This window comes from Acidovorax sp. M2(2025), assembly GCF_049330835.1.
Classification (GTDB): domain Bacteria; phylum Pseudomonadota; class Gammaproteobacteria; order Burkholderiales; family Burkholderiaceae_C; genus Acidovorax.
The window spans coordinates 107,682-132,298 of record NZ_CP186262.1 but is presented as its reverse complement, the minus strand read 5'-3'; the positions used below and the strand labels follow the sequence as shown (position 1 = coordinate 132,298).

The following is a 24,617-nucleotide window of genomic DNA, read 5'->3' as shown; positions in this document are numbered from 1 at the left end:
GCGCCGGCAGCCCGGCCCGGATGCGCTGGATCAGCGGGGATCGTGCGCCAGCAGCTTGTGCACCAGCGCCTGCAGATCGGCCTGCAGCCGCGCCATGCCGGCCGGGTCCTGCGCCAGCGTGCGCTCGTCCATGTAGAGCTTGCGGTTGATCTCGACCTGGATGCTGTGGCGGTGCTGGGCCGGGTTGCCGTAGCGGCGCACCAGCTCCACGCCCTTGTAGGGGTGGTTGTATTCCACGCTGTAGCCGCGCTCCCGCAGGTGTTCGCAGACCAGCGCGGCCAGCGCCGGGCTGGCGGTGCTGCCGTCGCGGTCGCCCACGACGAAGTCGGCATGCACCAGGCCGGGAAAATCGGTGGCAAAGCGCCCCGACACGGCGGGCATCGAGTGGCAGTTGAGGTGGATGCTGTAGCCGTGGCGCGCATGCGCCGCGTCAATGGCCTGGGCCACGGCGGCGTGGTAGGGGCGCCAGCAGCGGTCGATGCGCGCGCGCACTTCCTGAACGGACAGCAGGCGGTTGTAGATGGGCTCGCCGTCGTCGGTGAATTTCCAGATCAAGCCCTTGCCCAGGCGCACCTTGCTGAGCACGCGGGGGTCGGTGGAGATGGGGTCGGGCCAGGGGCCGTCGAGCAGGGAGGTATCGAGCTCGGTGGTGTCGCGGTTCGCGTCGAGGTAGATGCGCGGGAAATGGGCTTCGATCCAGGCCACGCCCAGCGCCGGGGCGAAGGCGTAGATCTTCTCGACATGGGTGTCTTCCGCGCGGCGCAGCGTGGGCAGGTCGCACGCGGAGCCGAAGTCGTCGGGATAGTGGGTGCCGCTGTGCGGCGAGTCGAGCACCAGCGGGGTGCTGCCGGGAACGGCGCTCACCGTGCGGACGTCGGCACGGGCGGCCGGTGCCGCCTGGCCGGGCGAGCCGGTGGCTCCGGGCTGGGCGTGCTGGAATCGGTGGTGGATCAGTTTCAAGGCTGCATGCATAGGCAGAGTGTGCGCAAAGGGGGGCGGCAGGCCGGGCCGCCCAGACCGGAATGCGCCCAGGGTTATCCGCCAACGGGATGCCTGGGGTCCGGCTCAAGGCCTGGGGCGGGGAGGCGTTGCCGCCACCCCTGCCCTGGGTTCATCGGTTCAGTCGAGCGATATCTTGGCGAATTCGGCCACCCGTTTCATCTTCTCGATTTCCCGGACGATCTGGGCGTTGAATTCCTTGGACGTGGTGCCCGAGGGGTACAGCCCCTGGCCCGCCAGGCGATCGCGCACGGCGGGCTCCTTCAGGGCCTGGGCCACCGCCTGCTGGATGCGGTCCACGACCGCCTGCGGCGTGGCGGCCGGGGCCACCAGGCCGAACCACGACGGCTCGTTGGCCTGCTTGTAGCCCAGCTCGGCATAGGTGGGGACGTCGGGCAGCACATCAAGCCGCCCCGGCCAGGACACGGCCAGGGCCTTGAGCTTGCCGGCCTTGATGTGCGGCAGCGAGGAGGCCACCTGGTCAAAGTACACCGCCACCTGGCCGGCCAGCACGTCGTTGATGGCCGGGCCCGCGCCACGGTAGGGAATGTGCACCATCGAGGTGCCCGTGCTGCTCTTGAACAGCTCGCCCCACATGTGGCCGATGGTGCCGTTGCCCGGCGTGGCGTACGACACCTTGCCGGGGTTGGCCTTGAGGTGCTTCACCAGGTCGGCAAAGTCCTTCACCGGCAGCACGGCCGGGTTGATCACCACCACGCCCGGCGCCTTGACGATCTCGGTCACGCCCACGAAGTCCTTGAGCGGCTGGTAGGGCAGCTTGCTGAACACGGCGGGGTTCACCCCGTGGGTGGACAGCGTGGCCACGCCCAGCGTCAGGCCATCGGCCGGGGCCCGCGCCACTTCGGCCATGCCGATGGAGCCGCCCGCGCCGCCGCGGTTGTCCAGCACCACCGGCTGCTTGAGGATGCGGGCCAGCGATTCCTGCAGGCTGCGCGCCGTGATGTCGGTGGCGCCACCGGGCGGGAAGGGAACGATGATGCGCAGGGGCTTGCCCTCTTGCGCCAAAGACATTCCAGGAACGAAAGACGCGGCGGCCAGTGCAGAAAGCAGGTGACGGCGTTGCATGGGGTATTTCTCCTTTGAAGAACAGCAAGGTTAAAAGAATGGGTGGTCTTGACCAAGCAACGGATGTGCCTGATAACATTCCCATTTGGAATGATTTGAGTACTTACCATGTCCTCCCTGCGCCGTCTGGCTCCGCCGCTGCATCTGCTGCGCGCGTTTTCCACCGTGACCCGGTTCGGCGGCGTGTCCCGCGCCGCGGAGGCGCTGCACCTCACGCAAAGCGCGGTCAGCAAGCAGGTGAAGGAACTGGAGACCTGGGTGGGTGTGCCGCTGTTCGAGCGCAGCCGCAAGCGCCTGGCCCTGACGCCCGCCGGCGAGCGCTATGAAAAGGCCGTGCGGGCGGTGCTGGCCCAGCTGGAGGCGGCCACGCTGGAGCTGATCACCAGCGACGACGGCGGCGGCGCGCTGCACCTGTCCAGCCTGCCCACCTTTGGCGCCAAGTGGCTGATTCCGCGGCTGCCGCAGTTCCAGCAGCTGCACCCGCAGATCACACTGCATTTCGTGCCCTACGTGCACAGCTACGACTTCGAGCGGCCGGAGCTGGACTGCTCCATCCTGTTTGGCGACGGCCACTGGCCCGGCGCCCATGCCCACTACATCACCGGGCGCGACGTGGCGTTGATCGCCCCGCGCACCAGGGTGGCCGACTGGCCGCTGAACCACCCGCGCGACCTGGCCCGGCAGACCCTGCTGCGCCACGTCACCGTGCCCGACGCCTGGCTGCGCTGGAGCGAAACGCATGGCGTGGCCGGCCTGGTGGACCCGCTGGCCGGCCCGCAGTTCGACCAGTTCCAGACCATGATCCGCGCGGTGATGGCCGGCATGGGCCTGGCGCTGGTGCCGCGCTGCCTGGTGCAGGACGAGATCACGGCCGGGCTGGTGCGCGAGCCCGTGTTCGAGGGCACCCCGGCCCCCACCAGCGGCTACGCCAGTGAGCTGGGCTACTGGTTCTGCTACCCCGAGGGGCGCACCCAGGTGCACGCGCTGCGGTGCTTCCGGCAGTGGCTGCTGCAGTCGGCGGAAGCCGCGGCGCCGGCCCCTCAGTCGCCGCCGGCCGCGCCCGCGTAGGCCTCCAGGCCCAGCGCCACCACCGTGGCCACTTCCGGGCCCACCTCCTCGCGGAACTCGGCCTCGGCCTGCGCCACCGCGGCCTGGAACGCCGCCAGCCACGCGAGCCCGGTGGGCGTGAAGCACACGCGCCGGGCGCGGGCGTCGCGCGGGTCCGGCGCGCGGGTGACCAGGCCCCAGGCCACGCACTGGTCCACCAGGTCGGCCATGGCCTGCTTGGTCATGCCCGCGCGCTGCGCCAGGTCGGTCAGGCGGTCGCCCTGCAGCGACAGGTGCCGGGTGATGTGCACGTGCGCGGCCGTGACCTGGTCGCGCGCTGCCAGGTTGGACAGCGCCAGCGGCACCTCCACGGCGCGCGCCATGAGCTGCAGCACCCGCGCGTCAAACCGGCGCATGGCGTGGCCCAGCAGGCGGCCCAGGTGCGTCTGGCGCCAGCCGTCGTCCACGGGGCGGGTCAGGGAGGTGTCGAAGGCCATGGCGCATTGTGGCGCAGGCCCGGCATTTGGTCAGCTAAACTGACTAAAAAATGGTTGGAAATGCAGATAGCCGCCCCTAAACTACTGTTCAAGCATCCAGACTGTGATTAATTGCAGAGCGGTGCAGCCATCCAACCCGTTGTTTTTCAAGGAGTTTTCTCATGGACGTCGCAGTCAAGGGCAACAATCCCGCCAACAGTGAAAAGGCCAAGGCCCTGGCGGCCGCGCTCGCACAGATCGAGAAGCAGTTCGGCAAGGGCACCATCATGCGCCTGGGCGAAGGCGAGGCCATCGAGGACATCCAGGTCGTCTCCACCGGCTCGCTGGGCCTGGATATCGCCCTGGGCGTGGGCGGCCTGCCCCGCGGCCGGGTGATCGAGATCTACGGCCCTGAATCGTCGGGCAAGACCACGCTCACGCTGCAGGTCATTGCCGAGATGCAAAAGCAGGGCGGCACCTGCGCCTTCGTCGATGCCGAGCACGCGCTGGACATCCAGTACGCGCAAAAGCTGGGCGTGCACGTGCCCGACCTGCTCATCAGCCAGCCCGACACCGGCGAGCAGGCGCTGGAAATCGTGGACAGCCTGGTGCGCTCGGGCGCGGTGGACCTGATCGTCATCGACTCGGTGGCCGCCTTGACGCCCAAGGCCGAAATCGAAGGCGAGATGGGCGACGCCCTGCCCGGCCTGCAGGCCCGCCTGATGAGCCAGGCGCTGCGCAAGCTCACCGCCACCATCAAGAAGACCAACTGCATGGTCATCTTCATCAACCAGATCCGCATGAAGATCGGTGTGATGTTCGGCAGCCCCGAAACCACCACCGGCGGCAATGCGCTGAAGTTCTACGCCTCGGTGCGCCTGGACATCCGCCGCACCGGCACCATCAAGAAGGGCGAGGAAGCCATCGGCAACGAGACCAAGGTCAAGGTGGTCAAGAACAAGGTGAGCCCGCCCTTCAAGACGGCCGAGTTCGACATCCTCTTCGGCGAGGGCATCAGCCGCGAGGGCGAGATCATCGACATGGGCGTCAACGCCAAGGTCATCGAGAAGAGCGGCGCCTGGTACGCCTACAACGGCGAGAAGATCGGCCAGGGCCGCGACAACGCCCGCGAGTTCCTGCGCGAGAACCCGGAGCTGGCCATGGAAATCGAGAACAAGGTGCGCGAAGGGCTGGGCATTGCGCTCCTGCCCCCCGCCGCGGCCCAGGCCGGCGGCAGCGCCGACTGACCGGCGCGCACTGCGCCGTAATGGTCAAATTGGCCTCCAGCGCTTGCCAGTCAAGCGCTGGCAGCTATCATTTTTGATAATCGAGGCCCGATGGCAGCCCCCACCCTCTCGCTCAAAGGCCGCGCGCTGCGGCTGCTGAGCCAGCGCGAGCATTCGCTGGAGGAACTGCGCCGCAAGCTGGCGCGCCACGTGCAGGAGGGTGACGACCTTGCGGCGGTCCTGCACGACCTGCAGGCCAAGGGCTTCATCAGCGAAAGCCGTGTGGTGGAGTCCGTGCTGCACCGCCGTGCCGGCCAGCTGGGCGCGGCGCGCCTGCGCCAGGAACTGCAAGCCAAGGGCATTGCGTCCGAGGCCGTGCAGCAGGCCGTGGCGGGCCTCAAATCCAGCGAGTTCCAGCGTGCCCACGCCCTGTGGCTGCGCAAGTTCGGCACGCCCCCGGGGGACGATGCGCGCGAATGGGCGCGGCAAAGCCGCTTTCTGGCGGCGCGCGGTTTCTCGGGGGACATCGTGCGCCGCGTGGTGCGCGGCGAAGCGCCGGAGCCTGAAGCGTAGCGCCGACTATCCCTAGCGCGAGGTCGGTGGCGCCTGGCCGGCGGCGCCCTGGCCGCTCAGGCCTTCGGGCACGTTGTTGCCGGACTGGAGCGCCCCGCCCTTGGGAGCGCCCACGCTTTCTCGGCCGGCGGCGGTGGGGGTATCGGCGGCCTGGGGTGCTGGCGACTCCACGGTGGGCGCTGTTGCGCCGGTGGGAGCGGCGCCGCCCGCAGAAGAGCGGTCCGCGCCAGGGCTGGGGCCTCCCGTGGTGGGCCCCGCGGTGGACTGCGCCGGGCCGTCGCCCACGCCGGTGCGCGAGGCGCCTTCGGGGCCCAGCAGGTTGAACCCCAGCACGATCAGCAGCGCCAGCACGGCCGCGGCAATGAAGAAGGCCATCAGCCCCTTGTTCTCGCGTCCGCTGGTCGGGCGCGGCGCGGGGGCGCTGGGCCGCGCCGTGGCGGTGGCGTGTGGAAGCGGGCGGTCGTCGGGCGGGGCATTCATGGCAGTCCTTGCAAGGGTGGTTGGCAGCAGGGCCCACGGTAGAAGGCCCTGCGCGCGTCCCTTGTCGGACGGGTGCCCGTTGCGGCTACGGCAGACGCCGGAACCGCGCCCGCTCCTGCGTCCGCGTGCCGGTCACGCCCCCAGCATCAGGCGCAGGTTCTGCACCGCGGCGCCGCTGGCGCCCTTGCCCAGGTTGTCCAGCCGCGCCAACAGCACGGCGTGGCGGTATTCCTCATTGCCGAACACCCGCAGCTCCAGCTTGTTGGTGTCGTTGAGCGCGGTGGCGTCGAGCTTGCCGTCCTCGGTGGGGGGCAGCACGCTCACCCATTGCTCGGGCGTGTTGGTCTTGGCGTAGTGCGCGGCCAGGGCGTCGTGCAGGTCGGCCGCCTTGGGCGCGCCCGGCAGCGTGTCCAGGTGCAGCGGCAGCTGCACCAGCATGCCCTGGCGGAAATTGCCCACGGCCGGCACGAAGATGGGTCGCCGGGTGAGGCCCGTGTAGCGCATGATCTCGGGCAGGTGCTTGTGCTTGAGCGTGAGGGCGTAGGCCTCGAACAGCGGCGCCGTGCCGGCCTCGTAGGCCTCGATCATGGTGCGCCCGCCGCCCGAATAGCCGCTGACCGAGGGCAGGGCCACCGGAAAGTCGGCGGGCAGCAGCCCGGCGTCCACCAGCGGGCGCAGCAGCGCAATGGCGCCGGTGGCATAGCAGCCGGGGTTGGCCACGCGGTCTGACTGGGCCACCGCCTGGGCCTGCCCGGGGGCCAGCTCGGGAAACCCGAACACCCAGCCCGGCGCCGTGCGGTGGGCGGTGCTGGCGTCGATGATCTTGATCTTCCGGCCGGTGCTTTGCGTGATGGCATCCACCATGGCCACGGTCTCGCGCGCTGCATCGTCGTGCAGGCACAGCACCACCAGGTCCACCCCGGCGACCAGGTCGCGCTTGGCGGCAGGGTCCTTGCGCAGTTCGGGGGCAATGCTCACCAGTTCGATCTGCGGCAGGGTCTGCAGGCGTTCACGGATCTGCAGACCTGTGGTGCCGGCTTCGCCATCGATAAAGACTTTATGGGACATGGTTGCTCCTGGTGGACGTGGCACAGGCTCCGAGGCGCCCCGGGCAGGGATGACCCGGGGGCCTGCGGGCACCACCCCCGACTGTAAGGCCTGCAAAAGGATGGTGCATTGCAGCATGATACAGTCGTGGGTTGCCATGTCCCATGCCCGCGGCCAGACATTTCCAATCATGGCAAACGGGTAAACCCACCATTCCTGAGAGAGACCTCATGAAGATTCACGAATACCAAGGCAAGGAAATCTTGCGCAATTTTGGTGTGCCCGTTCCGCGCGGCATTCCCGCATTCACGGTGCAAGAAGCCGTGGAAGCAGCCCAGAAGCTCGGCGGCCCCGTGTGGGTTGTGAAGGCCCAGATCCACGCCGGTGGCCGTGGCAAGGGCGGCGGCGTGAAGGTTGCCAAGACCATTGACGACGTGAAGGCACGCGCCAGCGAAATCCTGGGCATGCAGCTGGTCACGCACCAGACCGGCCCCGAAGGCCAGAAGGTCCGCCGCCTGTACATCGAAGACGGCGCCGACATCAAGAACGAACTGTATGTGTCGCTGGTCACCGACCGCGCCACGCAGAAGGTGGCCCTGATCGCCTCGAGCGAAGGCGGCATGGACATCGAGGAAGTGGCCCACTCCACGCCCGAGAAGATCGTCACCGAGATGATCGACCCGCTGGTCGGCATCACCGAAGCGCAAAGCCGCAAGGTGGCCGCAGCCATCGGCCTGACCGGCGCTTCCATCGACCAAGCCGTGGACATCTTCGCCAAGATCTACAAGTGCTACATGGAAACCGACGCGTCGCTGGTGGAAATCAACCCGCTGAACTGCGACTCCAAGGGCAACCTGATGGCCCTGGACGCGAAGTTCAACTTTGACGCCAACGCCCTGTTCCGCCACCCCGAAATCGTGGCCTTCCGCGACCTGGACGAAGAAGATCCGGCCGAAGTGGAAGCCTCCAAGTTCGACCTGGCCTACATCAGCCTGGACGGCAACATCGGCTGCCTGGTGAACGGCGCCGGCCTGGCCATGGCCACCATGGACACCATCAAGCTGTTCGGCGGCGAGCCAGCCAACTTCCTGGACGTGGGCGGCGGTGCCACCCCCGAGAAGGTCACCGAAGCCTTCAAGATCATGCTCAAGAACCCCAAGGTCAAGGGCATCCTGGTCAACATCTTCGGCGGCATCATGAAGTGCGACACCATCGCCACCGGCGTGATCACCGCCTGCAAGGCCGTGAACCTGAACGTGCCGCTGGTCGTGCGCATGAAGGGCACGAACGAAGAGCTGGGCAAGAAGATGCTGGCCGAGTCCGGCCTGCCCATCATCGCCGCAGACACCATGGCCGAAGCCGCGACCAAGATCGTTGCTGCCGTCAAGTAAGCCCGGAGAACACACATGTCGATCTACATCAACAAAGACACCAAGGTCATCACCCAGGGCATCACGGGCAAGACCGGCCAGTTCCACACCGAGAAGTGCCAGGAATACGCCAACGGCAAGAACTGCTTCGTGGCGGGCGTGAACCCCAAGAAGGCCGGCGAGTCCATCTTCAACATCCCGATCTACGCCTCGGTCAAGGAAGCGGCAAAGCAGACCGGCGCCACCGTGTCGGTGATCTACGTGCCGCCCGCAGGCGCTGCGGACGCGATCTGGGAAGCCGTGGAAGCCGACCTGGACATGGCCATCTGCATCACCGAAGGCATTCCCGTGCGCGACATGCTGATGGTGCGCAACAAGATGAAGGCCAAGGAAGCTGCCGGCGGCAAGAAGACCCTGCTGCTGGGCCCCAACTGCCCCGGCCTGATCACGCCTGACGAAATCAAGATCGGCATCATGCCCGGTCACATCCACCGCAAGGGCCGTATCGGCGTGGTGTCCCGCTCGGGCACGCTGACGTATGAAGCCGTGGCCATGCTGACCGAAGTGGGCCTGGGCCAGTCCAGCGCCGTCGGTATCGGTGGCGACCCGATCAACGGCCTCAAGCACATCGACGTGATGAAGGCCTTCAACGACGATCCGGACACGGACGCCGTGATCATGATCGGCGAAATCGGCGGTCCTGACGAAGCCGAAGCCGCCCAATGGTGCAAGGCCAACATGAAGAAACCCGTGGTGGGCTTCATCGCTGGCGTGACGGCGCCTCCCGGCAAGCGCATGGGCCACGCCGGCGCGCTGATCTCTGGCGGTGCTGACACGGCCGATGCCAAGCTGGCCATCATGGAAGAGTCGGGCTTCGTGATCACGCGCAACCCGTCTGAACTGGGCAAGCTGCTGAAGGCCCAGCTGAAGTAAGCAAGCCGGCCTGACGGCCGACCGGCCGGGGGCTTCCTTCCCTCCCGGCCTGCTGAACGAGCGTCTGGAACTCCGGTTCCAGGCGCTTATTTACTTTCTGGGCCCTGCCCAGCCTGCGGTGCGCGCTGGCGGCCGGTCCGCCGGGTGGTGACAAAAATGGCAGCGCCCGCGGGAAACGTTCGCGGTCGGCGGACAAGAAAGGCCGTCCCGGGCGCTCGCGCGGGCCCGCCGGCCGCCTTGCAGGGCCTTTGCGGGCCTCGAATCCCCGGCGTAAATATTGCTTGAATGTGTCCCAATACAGCGTGGAGACCAAGAGCAAGTGGGACGGACACTGTCGGGACCGAGGGGGGGCGCGTGGCGTGCCGACGGGTTGCGTGCCGCCGTGGCGGCTGCCGCGGTCGTGGCCTTTGCTGCCGCCACCGGAGCCCTGGCGCAGCTGGAATACCGGCTCTACGACGCCGCCCTGGCGGCCGGCGCCGCGCCACCCCCACCCGGAATCACGCTGGTCGGCATCGACGAAGCGGGCGCGGCGGCCTTGGGAAGCGGGCCGGAAGCCCGCGCCGGGTATGCCCGCCTGATCGATGCACTCACGGCTGCCGGCGCCCGGACGGTCGTTTTGCTGCCCCCGCTGGACGGGCCGCAGTCGGGCAGCGGGCTGGCCTACCTGCAGAAGATCCGCGCCACGGTTGCCGCCAGTGGCGACACCTCGGCGCTTGCCGCGGACCTGGGCCGCGCGGCCGAAGAAGGCACCCGCTTGCTGGATGGCGATGCCCGCCTGGCCGAAAGCCTGCAGCGGGCCGGCAACGTGTTTCTTGCGTCGCAGTATGCGGTCGCGGAGGGCGCCACGCCCTCGCCGCTGCCGCCGTTTGCGCAGCGCAGCGCGCTGGCGGACCCCGGCGCCTTTGCCGTGCCCGCCACGGCCGCGCGCCATCCCGTCGACCGGATAGGCGCCGCGGCGGCAGGGGTCGGCCACTGGCTAGCCCTGCCGGACAGCGACGGCACGGTTCGGCGCGTTCCGCTCCTGCTGCGCTATGACAACGTCGGCATCCCCTCGCTGGCCGTGCTGGCCGCACGCCACAGCCTGCACCTGGGGCCGGCGGAGGTCCGGTGGGACGAAGCCCGCGCGGGGGTTCAGGTGGGCGGGCTGCTTACGCCCACCGATGCCGTCGCCCGCATGCTGCCGCGCTGGTACGGGGCGCCGCAGGCCGCAGGCCGGCCGTTTCCCGTGGTGCCGCTGGCGCAGGTCCTGAGCGGCATGGCGCCACCGCAGCGCTTCAAGGACCAGGTGGTGCTGGTGGGTGAAACCGGTGGAACCCTGGCCGCGCCCTGGACGGTGGGCGGCGCAGGCACCATGGCGCCCGTCGAGGCGCTTGCGCACGCGGTGGCCGCACTGGGCCACGGCATGGGCGTGCGCCAGCCGGTGTGGGCGCACGCCGCCGGCTGGGGTCTGGCGCTGGCCGCGCTGCTGGGGATCGCCGGGGGGCTCACGCGCCTTTCACGCACCGCAGGGGCCGCGCTGGGAGGCGGGCTTTCCGTGGCGCTGGTCGGTGCCGAGTGGGCATTGCTGCGCCATGCGGGCCTGTCGGTTGCCCTGGTTCCCGGGGCTCTTGCGCTGCTGTCGGGCACGGCCATGCTCTGGCTGCTGCGCTGGTCCCCCGGCGCCGCCGCATCCGGCACCGGCCGGGACGCGGGCGAGGCGGCCGAGGCGGACCGCATGCTGGCACTGGCCTTGCACGGCCAGGGGCAGCTGGACAAGGCCTTTGAGCGCTTGCGCAAGCTGCCGCCCAGCGAGGCGCTGCTGGACAACCTGTACCACCTGGGCCAGGACTTCGAGCGCAAGGGAAATCTCGCGCGGGCCAAGTCGGTGTACAAGCACATCGTGCAGCACAACAAGGGCTTCCGCGATGCCTATGCCCGCTACAAGCGCGTGCGCGCCCAGCTGCACAAGGACCCCGGCACGCCGTCGAGCACGCCCGCCTCGGTGCCGCCGGCAGCCGCCCCGCGCCTTGCCGGCGATGCTTCGGTAGGGGTGCCCCAGCTCGGCCGCTACCAGATCGAAAAGGAAATCGGCAAGGGCGCCATGGGCGTGGTCTACCTGGGCCGGGACCCGAAGATCGGCCGCGTGGTCGCCATCAAGACGCTGGCGCTCGCCGAGGAATTCGAAGGCCATGCGCTGGTGGATGCCCGGGCCCGGTTCTTCCGCGAAGCGGAAACGGCGGGGCGCCTGCAGCATCCCTGCATCGTGACGATCTTTGATGCGGGCGAGGAGCACGACCTCGCCTACATCGCCATGGAATTCCTCAAGGGGGCCGACCTGGCCCAGGCCTGCCGCAGCGGGCACCTGCTGCCCGTGCCCACCGTGCTGTCGATTGCGGCGCGCGTGGCCGACGCGCTGGACTACGCGCACGCGCACCAGGTGGTGCACCGCGACATCAAGCCCGCCAACATCATGTTCGACCCCGCCACCGATGCCGTGAAGGTGACGGACTTCGGGATCGCCCGCATCACGGATGCGAGCAAGACGCGCACCGGCCTGGTCCTGGGAACGCCCAGCTTCATGTCGCCCGAGCAGCTGGCGGGCAAAAAGGTGGACGGCCGGTCCGACCTGTACTCCCTGGGCGTGACCCTTTTCCAGCTGCTCACCGGATCGCTGCCGCTGCGGGGCGAGTCCATGCCGGAGCTCATGCACAAGATCGCAAACGTGGAGGCGCCGGATGTCCGCCAGCTGCGCCCGGAGCTGCCGGCGGCGGTGGCGCGCGCCGTGGCCCTGGCGCTGCAAAAGCGGCCCGAGGCCCGCTACCAGACCGGCCGGCAGTTCGCGGCGGACCTGCGGCAAGCCGCTGCGCTGGCGGCCCCGGCCCCCTCTTCGCGGGCAGAAGCAGTCGACTATGATGCACGGCGCGACGCAACAGGGCATGAAATGGCGGATTCCACCCAAACCGTGATGGCAGCAACACCGGCGGGCCGGGACGCACCCCTTTCCCCCACGCCTGCGGCCGGTGCCCGATGACGCTCGCTTCCACATCCATGACCTACGAATTTTTCGCGCGTACCGACAAGGGGCGCGTGCGCTCCAACAATGAAGACGCGGTCGCGGTGGACCGCGATGCGCAGGTCGCCATCCTGGCCGACGGCATGGGCGGATACAACGCGGGCGAAGTGGCCAGCGGCATGGCCACCACGTTCATCCGCACCGAGATGGCCCGCTGGCTGGCCCAGGCAGGCGCTTCCCCGCAGACCACCGACGTGCGCCGGGCGCTGGAGATCTGCGTCGAGAACGCCAACCATGCCATCCTGGGCGCGTCGCTCTCCAACCCGCAGTACGCGGGCATGGGCACCACGCTGGTGGTGGGCGTCTTCCATGGCAACCGGCTCATCCTGGGGCACATCGGCGATTCCCGCTGCTACCGGCTGCGGGACGGGGCCCTGCAGCAGATCACCCGCGACCATTCCTGGCTGCAGGAGCAGGTGGATGCCGGCCTGCTCACTGCGCAGCAGGCGGCGCTTTCGGGCAACCGCAATCTCGTCACCCGCGCCCTGGGCGTGGAGCCCAACGTCCAGATGGAAGTCAACGAATTTCAGGTGGCTCCCAACGACCTTTTCCTGATGTGCTCGGACGGCCTGACAGACATGGTGGCGGACGACGACCTGGCGGACCTGGTGCGCGCGCCCTTGTCCCTGGAGGAAAAAGCCACATTACTCATCGACACGGCCAATGCCAACGGTGGCCGTGATAACGTGAGCGTGCTGCTGGTGCAGGCGACCGCTGGAGGCAAGAAACGGGGCCTTATGTCCCGTTTGCTCGGTGCCGCTTGAGTGGCCTCAACTACAACAACATTACGCATTACATCAGGAGTGGATCATGCCCAAAATGATCGTTTCAATCGACGGGGTCGTCATCAAGGAAGTGCAACTGACCAAGGAGCGCACCACGCTCGGCCGCCGTCCCTACAACGACATCGTCATCGACAACCTCGCCATCAGCGGTGAGCACGCCGTGATCCACATGGCCGGCCAGGATGTTGAGATTGAGGACCTGGGCAGCACCAACGGAACGTATGTCAATGCCAAGGCGGTCAAGCGGCAGGAGCTGCGCAGCGGCGACACCATCGAGGTCGGCAAGTACAAGATCCGTTTCCTGAACGAGACCGAAGGACAGAACTTCGAGAAGACGATGATCTTCAAGCCCGGCATGGTGCCCCCGGTGGGCGGGGCAGCCGCAGCGCCGCGGCCCATGCCCCAGCCGCCCGCTGCGCCCCCCCTGGCGGCCGTCATCCGGGTCATGTCGGGCGCTGCCGCAGGGCGGGAAGTGTCCTTGCAGAAGGTTGTGACCACCATTGGCAAGCCCGGCGTGGCCGTGGCCTCGATCACGAAACGTCTGCAGGGCTTTGTGCTGGCGCATGTGGAAGGCCCGGATATGCCGTTGCTCAACGGCGCTCCCATCGGGTCGTCGCCCGTGCCCCTGAAAAACGGTGACCTGCTGGAGCTGGCCGGCACCGAAATGCAGTTCCAGCAGCTCTGAGGGCCGCGGGGCCCGGCCTGCTGGCCCGGGGGGGCGCTCCCTCTGCCACCTTTGCCACGCCCGGCACAGGGCTCCTACCGGCCCCGATTCCTGATCCCCACCCATGCGACAGCGCCTGCACCTGCTGTTGTGGCGCCACAGGGGGCGCGCCGCCATCACCTTGCTGCCGCTGGTGTTCGGGCTGTTGCATATTGCAGACGTCTTGCACCTGCAGGTGCTGGAACGGCTGGACAACATCATCTACGACGCCCGCCTGCGGGCCACGATGCCGCGCACGTTGGACGAGCGCATCGTCATCGTCGACATTGACGAGAAGAGCCTGGAGCAGGTGGGCCACTGGCCCTGGGGGCGGGACAAGCTGGCGGCCCTGGCCCGGGAGCTGTTCGAGCGCCAGCAGGTGGCGGTCCTCGGCTTCGACGTGCTCTTTGCGGAAGCGGACGGCAGTTCGGGCCTGGCCCGCCTGGAGCAGCTGGCCCAGGGGCCGCTGCGCGGCCAGCCCGCATTCCGGGAACAGCTGGCGCGGCTGGCCCCGTCGCTGGACCACGACGCGCTCTTTGCCCGCGCCTTGCAGGGCCGGCCCGCCGTCCTGGGGTATTACTTCACCAGCGACCGGGACGGCAGGACGCGGGGCGTGTTGCCCGCACCCGCGCTGCCCACGCAACGGCTTCGCGGCCTGCCCTTGCCGGCCACGGCCTGGAACGGGTATGGCAGCAACATTCCGCAGCTGGCGGACGCTGCGCCGGCCGCTGGGTTCTTCAACTCCATCACCGACGATGACGGCATCGTGCGGTCATTGCCGCTGCTGGCCGAGCATGGCGGCAAGTACTATGAATCCCTGGCCCTGGCGATGTTCCGGACCTTGCTCGACCAGCCCGAGGTGTACCCCGACTACGCGCGGCCCACGCCGCAGGGCACGCACGATACGTTGCGCAGCGTGGTGCTGCGCCAGGGAAGCCACGAGCTGGCGCTCCCGGTGGACGACCGGCTGGCAACGCTGATTCCGTTCCGGGGGCCAGGCGATGTGCGCGGCGGCTCGTTCCGGTACCTGGCCGCCTCGGACGTGCTGGCTGGCCGTCTGGCCCCCAACGAGCTGCAAGGCTGTGCGGTGCTGGTGGGCTCCACCGCCCAGGGCCTGCTGGACCTGCGCGCCACGCCGGTCGGCCGGGCCTACCCCGGCGTGGAAACCCACGCCAACATGCTGTCCGCCTTCCTCGATGGCAAGAGCATCGTGCGCCCCGAATACGCGCTGGGTTTCGACGCCGCCCAGCTGCTGGGCACCGGCCTGCTGCTCGCGCTGGTTTTGCCCGTGCTGCCCGCGCTGTCCGCCATGTTGGTCACGGCGGGCGTTGTCGCCGTGCTGGTGGGGCTCAACCTGTGGCTTTATCTTGCGCAGGGGCTGGTGCTGCCCCTGGCCACCGTGCTCGTCATGGCCGTGCTGGCCTTCACCCTCAACATGGTGTACGGCTATTTTGTGGAGAGCCGCTCCAAGCGCGGCCTGGCCGCCCTGTTCGGCACCTACGTGCCGCCCGAGCTGGTGGACGAGATGGTCCTGCGGCCCGAAAAGTACAGCATGCAGGCCACGAGCCAGGAACTCACGGTGATGTTCTGCGACATGCGGGGCTTTACCAGCCTGTCCGAGCAGATGGAGCCGGTGCAGCTGCAGGCGCTGCTCAATGATGTGTTCAGCCGGCTTACCCGCACCATCCGCAGCCACCGCGGCACGATCGACAAATACATGGGCGACTGCGTGATGGCCTTCTGGGGCGCCCCCGTGGCCACACCCCAGCACGCGGAGCTGGCAGTGCGCGCCGCACTGGACATGCAGGAGGCGGTGGACCAGGTCAACGCAACCCACCGCGCACGCGGCCTTCCCGAGATCGGCATTGGCATCGGCATCAACACGGGCGTCATGTGCGTCGGCGACATGGGCTCGGACATCCGCCGCAGCTACACCGTGATTGGCGACGCGGTGAACCTTGCGTCGCGCCTGGAGGGCTTGTCCAAGCACTACGGCGTGCGCACCGTGGCCAGCGAAAGCACCCGGGCCCAGGCACCGGGGTTTGCCTGGCAGGAACTGGACCGCGTGCGGGTCAAAGGCAAGCTCCAGGCCGTGGCCATCTATTCACCCGTGGCCTTGCATGGTGCCGAAACCCTCCAGCAAGCGGAAGAATTAGACACTTGGCAACAATGCCTGGCCGCTTTTCGCGCTCAGGACTGGTCACAATGCGCGACACTGCTGACCCAGCTGAAGCATGTAGCGCCGGCCAGGGAACTCTACCGCCTGTATGCCACCCGCCTGCAGGCGTTGCAGGGGCGGGCCTTGGACCCCGACTGGGACGGCGCCACCAGCTTTGATACCAAGTGAGTCGTGAACAACCAACGCCTGAGCCCATGAAAGTCCGTGTACTGGGCTGCTCCGGAGCCATCGCCAAAGACTGCCGGACCACCGCTTTCCTGATCGACGACAGCATCCTCATCGACGCAGGGACCGGCGTGGGCGACCTCACGCTGGACGAAATGCGCAAGATCGACCATGTGTTCCTGACGCATTCGCACCTGGACCATGTTGCTGCGCTGCCGTTGATGCTGGATGCGGTGGGGTCGCTGCGCAGCGCACCCGTCCAGATCCATGCGCTTCCGGCCACGGTGGAGGCGCTGCGCGCCCACGTCTTCAACAACGTCATCTGGCCCGACTTTGAGGCGATCCCCTCGCAAAAGCAGCCGTTCATGCGCTTTAGCCCACTGGCCGCCGGAGAGCAGCGGTCAGTTGCCGGACTGCTGGTCGAGGCCTTGCCTGCCGTACACACCGTGCCCGCCCTGGGCTACGCGGTCCGCGGCGATGCGGGTTGGTGGGCCTTTACGGGCGATACCGAGCGCAACCCCGCATTCTGGGCGCGCGTGAACACCCTGCCGCTGGCCATGTTGGTCATCGAGACCGCTTTCAGCCAGCGGGAGGCCGCGCTGGCGCACCGGGCCCTGCACCTGGCGCCCCGCACCTTGCTGGAGGAACTCCGTTCCTTCCAGCAGCCCGGGTGCGGGATCTACATCACCCATGCCAAGCCGGCCGAAACCGAAGTCATCGCCGAAGAAATTCGCGCCCTGCTTTCTGCAGATCCCGCCGCGCGGCAGGCCCAGAGCGGCCGCATGCCGCTGATCCATTGGCTGCGTTCTGGAGACGAGTTTTTGATTTAGGTGGGGCGACGGGCTTGGGAGGCCGGGCGGCTTCCCGGGCTAGGCGCTTCAAGAGCCTCAACTCGCTGTGACACTTCGCGCACAATACGCAACATCCGACGCACTTGTTGACACTCTTGACGGGACAAAATTGTCAAGAAATGCGATCGGCGGGGGCTGAGCGAGCCCTGAGCCCCCGAATGTCGGCGTCGCTTCCTCCCTCAGCCGTGGGGAACCGATCCATCCACAGGCTGGCATGGGAAATGCTGTTACTCGATCAGACCTGGAGAGCTGTTCTGCAGGTTGTTAATTGCAATTGACCTCCAAGGAGCTTTTTATGAAGCAAATGATGCAAAAGGGTTTCACCCTGATCGAATTGATGATCGTGGTGGCGATTATTGGTATTTTGGCTGCCGTGGCGTTGCCTGCATATCAAGACTACAGTGTCCGTGCCAAAGTTTCTGAAGGCGTGATTGCAGCGTCTTCTGCCAAGAGCGTGTTGAGTGAAGCCTTCCAGACTGGTGGCGTATCTGCTCTTGATGCTGCCTCTGCTGGGATTAATGACACTGCTGTTGCAGAAAAGCAATCGAAATATGTGACCAATATTTGTATTGACACGCCGCCTGTTTCGGGGGCCAACTGCGCGGCCGGTCATGCAGTTGATGGTAACGGCCCGTGGCAAATTAATGTGGGTATCGCAGCTACGGCCTCTAACGGTATTCCTACTGGTTTGCACAATAATGTCATTTCGTTCAAGCCTCTGGTGCAAAATGCTAAACCAACCGCTGCGGTCGCTGGTGCGGTAGATTGGGCATGCGGTAGTTCTACCGTAGTGACGGCCACGTCTCGATTCACGGCAGCTAACGTACCTACAGTGCCTGGTACGGCCCTGCCCGCTAAATATGCACCTGCAGAGTGCCGTTGATTTTTATAGATCGTTCCCCTTGTTCTGAGGGGTTGGTTATTAATATTTGAAAGGGTGCTTTAAGAGCACCCTTTTTTTTGACAAGCCGGCATGTAGAAAGGGGGTGTCGTATGAGTCCGCGCATAGTAAAAGGTTTTGCGCTGATCGAGTTAATGATCGTTGTGGCAATCATCGGCATCCTGACTGCGGTTGCCTTCCCCGCATATCAGGATTATGCTGTTCGGGCGAAGATTTCAGAAGCCGTGGTAGCAGGGACCGTCGCGAAAAACTACCTTAGTGAGGCCTACACCCAAAATCGTGCATCTGGCTTGGATGCTGCAGCGGTAGCCTTCAATCTCAGTCCGGTTGCAGAAAAGCAGTCCAAGTACGTTGCAAATATTTGCATTGGCGCACCCGGTGCAGGCGGCGCCGACTGCAAGCCCTATACTCCCGACGGAGCCTGGCCAATTTATATCACTGTTGCAGCCAATGCCGGGAACGGGATGCCGGTCGCATTTAACAACTTGACATTTACGTTGTCTCCCAACGCCAACCATGCGGCTCCCACCGCCGCATCGACTGAATCTATTGATTGGGCCTGCGCAAGCAGCACGGCCATTACAGCGACTGCGCGCGGAATGACGAACGTGGTGTTGGGCACTATGCCAGCCAAGTACCTTCCCGCTGAATGTCGCTGATGAATTTTACGATGTCTTTTTCTACGCGCTTGCGGGCTGCAGTCAAGACTGCGGCCCTGCATTTCCTGGGCTCTCTGTTTGTGGCTGGCTGGGCTGCCGTGCTTGTTTTCTTGGTTTGGTATCCCCACCCTTACAGCCTGCTCTCCGGAGGGCGCAGTCTTTTTCTGATATTGGTTAGCGTGGATGTTGTTTGTGGTCCCATGCTGACGCTGGTGTTATATAACCCAAAAAAATCAAAAAAAGAGCTGTTTTTGGATATATCTCTTGTGCTGTTTATCCAGCTTGCGGCGCTACTTTACGGGGTCCATGTGGTCTACCAAGCTCGCCCGCTATTTCTAGTGCATGAGGTGGATCGATTTCGGGTCATCAGCTTGCCCGATTATCAGGGAAACGATGTTGATCAGGCGCTGCTGTCTCTTGACCCCGAAATTCGGCCGCGTTGGTTTAAAGGACCAGTGATCGTGGGAATTCGCCCCCCCAAGGACAGTAAGGAGCGCCATGAGGTGATGCTGGATTCAGTATTTGGTGGTCGCGATTATTCTCAGCGGCCAGAATTTTACGTCCCTTACGATGCAATCTACCGGGAAAAAGTCCAGACGCGAACTCAAAAATTAAAAATTTTCGTCGAACGGTACCCTGAGTCTATGGGCGCAGCACATGAGGTCTTGAAAAAGAAGGGCGTGGCATTGGAGGCTGCGTTGTATCTTCCGGTGCTTCATAAGCAGGAATGGATAGCCATACTAGATCCATCCGCAGATATTCTCGGATTTATCCCCGGGGATGGCTTTTTGACGCAAGATTAAAGAAATGCTGGGCGATCACTTTTCGCTTGATCCGCGCAGGTTTTCCAGCGTTCGGAACGATCCGGATTTTCCGCCTCGCTTTTCGACGACGCTAACGGATTGAATCACCATCCCCCGGTCCACCGCCTTGCACATGTCATAAACGGTAAGCAGGGCCACCTGCACCGCCGTCAGCGCCTCCATTTCGACCCCCGTCGGCCCCACGGTTTCCACGGTGGCGGTGCATTGCACGGAATTGCGGTCTGGCTGCAGTTCAAAATCCACGGCCACGCGGGTCAGGGCGAGCGGGTGGCACAGGGGGATCAGGTCGCTGGTTTTTTTGGCGGCCATGATGCCCGCGATGCGCGCGATGCCCAGCACGTCGCCTTTTTTGGCGGTTCCTGAGGCGATGAGGGCCAGGGTTTCGGGCAACATTTCGATGCGGCCGGACGCCACGGCGACGCGGTGGGTGGCGGCCTTGGCGCCGACGTCCACCATGTGGGCTTGGCCCTGGGCGTCGAAATGGGTGAGGGTGGGCGGGGTGGGCTCGGGCATGGCGGCTGTGGGGGCGGTTGGGAAACAATTCAGAACCGGGGGCATCATACGGCGTTAGCACCCGCCGGCGGGCCGGTGGGGTGGCCTTGGGGATGAACGAGGATCCGCGTGCCGAAATTCAACCAAAAAATGCCTTTTGGTGTTGCCAGCAAAGCGCTGGCAGCTATATTATTTGTAGCGTTTCCTTGCCTGGTTGCGGCCCCGCTGGCGACAGCGCAGGCCAGCCTGCCCACGCTGGGCGACAACAGCGACCTCACCACCAGCGCCGAGCGCCGCCTGGGCGACCGCATCATCCGCGAGCTGTACCGGGACCCGGACTATCTGGACGATGCTGTGGTCGGGGAGTATGTGCAGAGCCTGTGGCAGCCGCTACTGGCGGCGGCGCGGGCGCGGGGGGAGCTGTCGCCGGAGCTGGACGAGCGCTTTGCGTGGGAGGTTCTTCTGGGACGCGACCGCACGGTGAATGCGTTTGCGCTGCCGGGGGGCTACCTGGGGGTGCATCTGGGGCTTATCGGGGTGGTCACCAGCCGCGACGAGCTGGCCTCGGTGCTGGCCCATGAACTGAGCCATGTCACGCAGCGCCATATCTCGCGCCTGATCACCCAGCAGAGCAAGCAGACGCCCCTGCTGCTGGGGGCGATGGTGCTGGGCGCGCTGGCGGCAAGCAAGAACCCGGGCGCGACCCAGGCCCTGGTGGTGGGCGGGCAGGCGCTGGCCATCCAGAACCAGCTCAACTTCTCGCGCGACATGGAGCGCGAGGCGGACCGCATTGGCTACGGCCTGATGGAGCCGGCCGGTTTTGCGCCCCAGGGCTTTGTGAGCATGTTCGACAAGCTCCAGCAGGCCAACCGGCTCAACGACAACGGGTCCTGGCCCTACCTGCGCAGCCACCCCCTGACCACCGAGCGGATGGCGGACATGCATTCACGCATCCCTGCCGGGACGCCGGCGGCGGCAGGGCCGGCCCCGGTGCAGCTGGAGCATGCGATGGTGGCGGCACGGGCGCGGGTGCTCTCCAACCCCGGCGTGGACACGTTGCGCCAGTGGGTCGCCGAGCCGCAGGGGACAGGATTCGCCGCGCAGCCGCTGGCCCGCCGTGTGGGCGCGCTGTATGCCGCGGCGCTGGGCAGCAGCCAGCTGCGCGATGCCACCGGGGCCCGCCGGGCCGCCCGCAAGCTGGAGGAGCTGGTGGGCCAGGACGCCGCCGCGCACCGCCAGGTGCAGCTGCTGGCCGCCGAGATCGAGCTGGCCGCAGGCGACCCGAATGCGGCCCTGGCCGCCCTGCCCGCGGCCGGCCCGGGCCCTGCGGGTAGCGCCGGCAGTGGTGCCCCGATCCGCCGTCCCGAGCTGGTGTTGCGCACCCAGGCACTGCTGCGCGCCGGGCGCGCCGCCGAAGGCACGGGCGCGCTGCAGACCTGGGTGGCCACCCACCCGCGGGACGCGACGGTGTGGCAATTGCTGGCCTCCACCTGGCAAGCGCAGGGCCAGGCGCTGCGGGCCGTGCGCGCCGACGCCGAGGCGCAGGCCGCGCGCTATGACTATGCAGCGGCAGTGGACCGCTTCAAGGCGGGGCAGGACCTGGCCCGCAGGGGCGGCCCCGAGGTGGACCACATCGAGGCGTCGATCATCGACACCCGCCTGCGCGCAGTGGAATCACTGCTTCGTGAACAGGCCGCCGAGCGCTGACTCGATGATCACCCCGAGCACGGAATAGATCAGCGAGCCCAGCAGCGCCGCCCCGAACCCGTTGACGTGGAAGCCGCTCAGCACGCTGGCAGCGGCCCAGAACATCAGCGCGTTGATGACAAAAAGGAACAGGCCCACGGTGACGATGGTGACCGGCAAGGTCAGCACCACCAGCACGGGCCGCAGCACCACGTTGAACAGCCCGATGACAAACGCGGCGATCAGCGCGGAGGTAAAGCTCTGCACTTGCACGCCGCTGTAGACATAGGCCACGAACAGCAGCGCCGCGGCGCTGAGCAGCCATTTCAGGAGGAGTTTCATGGGCGGAGAATAGCACCCGCCCTCCCGGGAAGGAACTGCGGCGCCCGCGGCGCGCGGGCGGCCCGGCCGAGCGCGCCGAGCCCCCTGCGGCGCCCCGTCAGTCCAGGCCCAGCAGCCACAGCGCGCCGATGCTGGTGAGCACGCTGCCCAGGCTGCCCGGCAGGGGTGACCAGCGCCCTTCCGTGCGGGCCGGGCCCTCGGGCTGGTCTGCCTTGGGGCGCCGTGCGTCCACCACCTGGGCGGTGGGGCCGCCCGCGGCCTGCAGCTGGTCGGTCAGCTCGTTCAGTGGGCCTTTGGCAAGCACCGTGGTGACGCGGCCCGCCGGCACCTGCAGCCAGGGGAGGATTTGCGCGAACAGCTTGTCCGCCCACTTGATGCGCCAGTTTTCGCGCGCCCGGTGGCTCACCCACTTGCTGATGCGGTGGGTCATTCGCGGGGCGCAGGCCACCAGCACCCACTGCGTCTGCGCCGAGGCGTCCCGTGCGAACAAGGGCGCGAGCATCTGCTGCGCATAGGCCGCGTCGTCCACATACACAATGACCCGGTTGTCCATACTGCCTCCTTCGGGGGCCGGGCGGCGCACGCGCGACGGCGCCGCACCCGGTTGGTCTCTCAAGCGATGGGCCGTCCGCCCCGCTCCCTTATTGCGCCGGGCTGGCCGCCGCGCGGCGGGCCAGGACCATCTTGCCTGCCAGCAGCACCAGCAGGGCCCCGGCCACGCTCGCGCCATACTTGATGGCGTCCGTTTGCGGCAGCTTCAGCATCCACTGCCACTTGTCGGGGTTCGACAGCGCGGGGTCGCTCACCAGCATCCCGCCCGCGATCCAGCCCAGCAGCATGCCGCCGAGCGTGATGATGAAGGGAAAGCGCTCCATCAGCTTGATGACGAGCTGGCTGCCCCAGACGATGATGGGAATGGAGATCAGCAGGCCCAGCACGACCAGCAGGAACGAATGGTCGCCCGCGTTCTGGGCGGCGCCGGCGATGGCGATCACGTTGTCCACGCTCATCACCAGGTCGGCCACGATGATGGTCTTGATGGCGGCCAGCAGTTTGTCGCTGCCCTGCACGTCGCCGTGGCCTTCCTCGTCGGGGGCCAGCAGCTTCACGCCGATCCACAGCAGCAGCAGCGCGCCCACGAACTTGAGGAACGGCAGCGACAGCAGCGTCATCGCAAACGCGATGAGGACCACGCGCAGCACGATGGCGCCCGCCGTGCCCCAGATGATGCCTTTGGTGCGCTGCGCCGGGGGCAGCTTGCGGCAGGCCAGTGCAATCACGACGGCGTTATCGCCGCCCAGCAGGATGTCGATGATGATGATCTGGCCCAGTGCAAGCCAGAATTCAGGGGAAGCCAAAAAATCCATACGGTCCTCGGTTGTCCAGGGGCAAAGGAGTTTCCCGTTGCCTGGTGCAGGCTTGGGGTCTGTCCGCGAAAGCGGCCGGCTTCGAGAGGGGATCAGGGAGCCAGGCAACCAACGAATCAGAACCGTTGAGGCAAAAGACGACCTTGACCACCCCGCGACGCGGGGCCATCAAAGGTCTTGCTCAGCACACGCATCGCGCGTGCCCGACGGGCCGGGTGGCTGTGTATGCCACCGTACTGACGACCCGCCGTCACAGCCGCAAAACCCGGAAAGGATGGTCTTGCGTGCCTTGGAGCTACTCCCCTTTGGAGTGGTCGGCATTGTAAGAATTTCCCTTCGATCTCTGGTTTTTTTCGAGTAACCCTTCGCCTCGAAGGGGGACGGCGCCCTCCGCGCTGTACGAACAATTACGCATAGAGAGCAGGGTTTTGCTTGCATAAACTCTGCGCTTGTAGTTGCGGAGTGCGAGGCAGATGTTCTGCCTCCGCTACCGCCCCGGACACATTCTCAGAACGGACAACCCATGGAACTTCTCTCCAACCAGGCTTTCTGGATCGGCCTGGCCCAGATCATCTGGATCAACATCATTCTCTCGGGGGACAACGCGGTGGTGATCGCGCTGGCCGCACGCAGCCTGGAGCCGCGCCAGCAGAAGCAGGCCATCTTCTGGGGCACTGCCGCCGCCGTGGTGCTGCGCGTGGCGCTCACCATCGTCGCGGTCAAGCTGATGCAGCTGCCCTGGCTGCAGCTGGCGGGCGGCGTGCTGCTGCTGTGGATCGGCGTGCAACTGCTCAACGATGGCGATGAGGATGAGAACGGCGACGAGAAGAGCCACAGCGGGCTGATGGCCGCCATCCGCACCATCCTCGTGGCCGACCTGGTGATGAGCCTGGACAACGTGATCGGCGTGGCCGCTGCCGCTAACGGCAACATGGCGCTGCTGGTGCTGGGCCTGGCCATTGCCATCCCGATCGTGATCTTCGGCAGCACGCTGATGATCAAGATCATGACCCGGTACCCGGTCATCGTGACGCTGGGCGCCGCCCTGATCGGCTGGGTGGGGGGCGAAACCATCGTGTCCGACAAGATGGTCGAGCCCATCGTGCCCCACCACTCCTTCGGGTTCTACGCCGCTGCGGTGCTGGGCGCCGTGCTGGTGGTGGCCACCGGCAAGTACCTGCAGGGCCGCAAGGCCTCGTCGGCGACGCCCGCCTGAACGTCTCCGTCGAAGGCCCTGGCACCGCTTCGCGGCGGCCGGCCCCGTTTTCGCTCCTGCATCCCCGCTCCGGCCCCGGCCCGTGCGGGGATGCGCGTTTTGGCGCCGCCGCGCCGAACGCACGGCGGCAAGACCCTCTCGGGAACCCGTGCCCGCCG

At 66.6% G+C, this 24,617-nt stretch carries 24 protein-coding genes; 15 read left to right on the top strand and 9 right to left on the bottom strand.

Features of this window, described 5'->3' with window-relative positions:
* Positions 1 to 30 precede the first annotated feature (30 nt).
* Both ACOYR3_RS00560 and ACOYR3_RS00555 read right to left on the bottom strand, forming a co-directional pair.
* On the bottom strand, positions 31 to 972 hold the full coding sequence (locus tag ACOYR3_RS00560; protein WP_422844592.1) for an N-formylglutamate amidohydrolase: 942 nt from the start codon (positions 970 to 972) through the stop codon (positions 31 to 33).
* A 147-nt stretch (positions 973 to 1,119) separates the two neighbouring features.
* Entirely contained in the window at positions 1,120 to 2,085 is a 966-nt protein-coding gene (locus ACOYR3_RS00555; RefSeq protein ID WP_422844591.1) for a tripartite tricarboxylate transporter substrate binding protein BugE, read from the bottom strand.
* A gap of 108 nt (positions 2,086 to 2,193) precedes the next feature.
* Between ACOYR3_RS00555 and ACOYR3_RS00550 the strand changes: the two genes are divergently transcribed.
* Positions 2,194 to 3,153, top strand: coding sequence for a LysR substrate-binding domain-containing protein (locus tag ACOYR3_RS00550; protein WP_422844590.1), 960 nt, complete (start codon positions 2,194 to 2,196; stop codon positions 3,151 to 3,153).
* Here the strand turns inward: ACOYR3_RS00550 and ACOYR3_RS00545 are convergent.
* Positions 3,126 to 3,629, bottom strand: a complete 504-nt coding sequence (locus tag ACOYR3_RS00545) for a MarR family winged helix-turn-helix transcriptional regulator (protein ID WP_422844589.1) — start codon at positions 3,627 to 3,629, stop codon at positions 3,126 to 3,128. The genes ACOYR3_RS00550 and ACOYR3_RS00545 overlap by 28 nt on opposite strands.
* A 161-nt stretch (positions 3,630 to 3,790) precedes the next feature.
* Here ACOYR3_RS00545 and recA point away from each other — a divergent pair, with 161 nt between their 5' ends.
* Together recA and recX are read left to right on the top strand one after the other, a co-directional pair.
* Complete coding sequence (gene recA / locus ACOYR3_RS00540) at positions 3,791 to 4,855, top strand: recombinase RecA (RefSeq protein WP_422844588.1); 1,065 nt, start codon at positions 3,791 to 3,793, stop codon at positions 4,853 to 4,855.
* 90 nt (positions 4,856 to 4,945) lie between these two features.
* Positions 4,946 to 5,407 (top strand): recombination regulator RecX, encoded by a 462-nt coding sequence (gene recX / locus ACOYR3_RS00535; protein WP_422844587.1) that lies wholly within the window; start codon positions 4,946 to 4,948, stop codon positions 5,405 to 5,407.
* A gap of 12 nt (positions 5,408 to 5,419) precedes the next feature.
* On the opposite strand, the gene ACOYR3_RS00530 is transcribed toward recX, so the two are convergent.
* Positions 5,420 to 5,887 carry a hypothetical protein gene (locus ACOYR3_RS00530; protein WP_422844586.1) on the bottom strand — a complete coding sequence of 156 codons (468 nt, stop codon included), beginning with the start codon at positions 5,885 to 5,887 and terminating at the stop codon, positions 5,420 to 5,422.
* Positions 5,888 to 6,019: 132 nt separating this feature from the next.
* Positions 6,020 to 6,955 (bottom strand): N-acetyl-gamma-glutamyl-phosphate reductase, encoded by a 936-nt coding sequence (gene argC, locus ACOYR3_RS00525; protein ID WP_422844585.1) that lies wholly within the window; start codon positions 6,953 to 6,955, stop codon positions 6,020 to 6,022.
* A 209-nt stretch (positions 6,956 to 7,164) separates the two neighbouring features.
* Between argC and sucC the strand changes: the two genes are divergently transcribed.
* The 10 genes from sucC (at position 7,165) to ACOYR3_RS00475 (ending at position 19,335) form a co-directional block, all read left to right on the top strand.
* The gene (gene sucC, locus ACOYR3_RS00520; RefSeq protein ID WP_422844584.1) at positions 7,165 to 8,325 is read left to right on the top strand and encodes an ADP-forming succinate--CoA ligase subunit beta; all 1,161 of its coding nucleotides are present in this window, start codon (positions 7,165 to 7,167) and stop codon (positions 8,323 to 8,325) included.
* 15 nt (positions 8,326 to 8,340) lie between these two features.
* Positions 8,341 to 9,237: a succinate--CoA ligase subunit alpha gene (sucD, locus tag ACOYR3_RS00515; RefSeq protein ID WP_291484429.1), complete on the top strand. Its 897-nt coding sequence runs from the start codon at positions 8,341 to 8,343 to the stop codon at positions 9,235 to 9,237.
* A gap of 382 nt (positions 9,238 to 9,619) precedes the next feature.
* Positions 9,620 to 12,247 (top strand): CHASE2 domain-containing serine/threonine-protein kinase, encoded by a 2,628-nt coding sequence (locus tag ACOYR3_RS00510; protein WP_422844583.1) that lies wholly within the window; start codon positions 9,620 to 9,622, stop codon positions 12,245 to 12,247.
* A 17-nt stretch (positions 12,248 to 12,264) separates the two neighbouring features.
* On the top strand, positions 12,265 to 13,053 hold the full coding sequence (locus tag ACOYR3_RS00505) for a Stp1/IreP family PP2C-type Ser/Thr phosphatase (RefSeq protein ID WP_422844582.1): 789 nt from the start codon (positions 12,265 to 12,267) through the stop codon (positions 13,051 to 13,053).
* A 46-nt stretch (positions 13,054 to 13,099) separates the two neighbouring features.
* Positions 13,100 to 13,759, top strand: a complete 660-nt coding sequence (locus ACOYR3_RS00500; protein ID WP_422844581.1) for an FHA domain-containing protein — start codon at positions 13,100 to 13,102, stop codon at positions 13,757 to 13,759.
* Between the two features lie 103 nt (positions 13,760 to 13,862).
* Positions 13,863 to 16,124 (top strand): CHASE2 domain-containing protein, encoded by a 2,262-nt coding sequence (locus ACOYR3_RS00495; RefSeq protein WP_422844580.1) that lies wholly within the window; start codon positions 13,863 to 13,865, stop codon positions 16,122 to 16,124.
* A gap of 26 nt (positions 16,125 to 16,150) precedes the next feature.
* Positions 16,151 to 16,951: a 3',5'-cyclic-nucleotide phosphodiesterase gene (locus ACOYR3_RS00490; RefSeq protein ID WP_422844579.1), complete on the top strand. Its 801-nt coding sequence runs from the start codon at positions 16,151 to 16,153 to the stop codon at positions 16,949 to 16,951.
* A gap of 316 nt (positions 16,952 to 17,267) precedes the next feature.
* Positions 17,268 to 17,855 carry a pilin gene (locus ACOYR3_RS00485; protein ID WP_422844578.1) on the top strand — a complete coding sequence of 196 codons (588 nt, stop codon included), beginning with the start codon at positions 17,268 to 17,270 and terminating at the stop codon, positions 17,853 to 17,855.
* Between the two features lie 110 nt (positions 17,856 to 17,965).
* Positions 17,966 to 18,532, top strand: a complete 567-nt coding sequence (locus tag ACOYR3_RS00480; protein ID WP_422844577.1) for a pilin — start codon at positions 17,966 to 17,968, stop codon at positions 18,530 to 18,532.
* On the top strand, positions 18,523 to 19,335 hold the full coding sequence (locus ACOYR3_RS00475) for a pilus assembly protein (RefSeq protein ID WP_422844576.1): 813 nt from the start codon (positions 18,523 to 18,525) through the stop codon (positions 19,333 to 19,335). The genes ACOYR3_RS00480 and ACOYR3_RS00475 overlap by 10 nt, the downstream gene beginning before the upstream one ends.
* Before the next feature lie 15 nt (positions 19,336 to 19,350).
* On the opposite strand, the gene moaC is transcribed toward ACOYR3_RS00475, so the two are convergent.
* Positions 19,351 to 19,869, bottom strand: coding sequence for a cyclic pyranopterin monophosphate synthase MoaC (gene moaC, locus ACOYR3_RS00470; RefSeq protein ID WP_422844575.1), 519 nt, complete (start codon positions 19,867 to 19,869; stop codon positions 19,351 to 19,353).
* 129 nt (positions 19,870 to 19,998) lie between these two features.
* Between moaC and ACOYR3_RS00465 the strand changes: the two genes are divergently transcribed.
* Entirely contained in the window at positions 19,999 to 21,555 is a 1,557-nt protein-coding gene (locus tag ACOYR3_RS00465; RefSeq protein WP_422844574.1) for a M48 family metalloprotease, read from the top strand.
* Here the strand turns inward: ACOYR3_RS00465 and ACOYR3_RS00460 are convergent.
* From ACOYR3_RS00460 to ACOYR3_RS00450, 3 genes are all read right to left on the bottom strand, one after another.
* Positions 21,523 to 21,876 carry a phage holin family protein gene (locus tag ACOYR3_RS00460; RefSeq protein ID WP_291484439.1) on the bottom strand — a complete coding sequence of 118 codons (354 nt, stop codon included), beginning with the start codon at positions 21,874 to 21,876 and terminating at the stop codon, positions 21,523 to 21,525. The genes ACOYR3_RS00465 and ACOYR3_RS00460 overlap by 33 nt on opposite strands.
* A gap of 97 nt (positions 21,877 to 21,973) precedes the next feature.
* On the bottom strand, positions 21,974 to 22,429 hold the full coding sequence (locus ACOYR3_RS00455; RefSeq protein ID WP_422844573.1) for a hypothetical protein: 456 nt from the start codon (positions 22,427 to 22,429) through the stop codon (positions 21,974 to 21,976).
* Between the two features lie 88 nt (positions 22,430 to 22,517).
* A complete protein-coding gene (locus tag ACOYR3_RS00450) occupies positions 22,518 to 23,243 on the bottom strand; it encodes a TerC family protein (protein ID WP_422844572.1) in 726 nt (241 codons plus the stop codon).
* Positions 23,244 to 23,766: 523 nt separating this feature from the next.
* On the opposite strand from ACOYR3_RS00450, the gene ACOYR3_RS00445 reads away from it, so the two are divergent.
* The gene (locus ACOYR3_RS00445; RefSeq protein ID WP_422844571.1) at positions 23,767 to 24,459 is read left to right on the top strand and encodes a TerC family protein; all 693 of its coding nucleotides are present in this window, start codon (positions 23,767 to 23,769) and stop codon (positions 24,457 to 24,459) included.
* Positions 24,460 to 24,617: the final 158 nt, after the last annotated feature.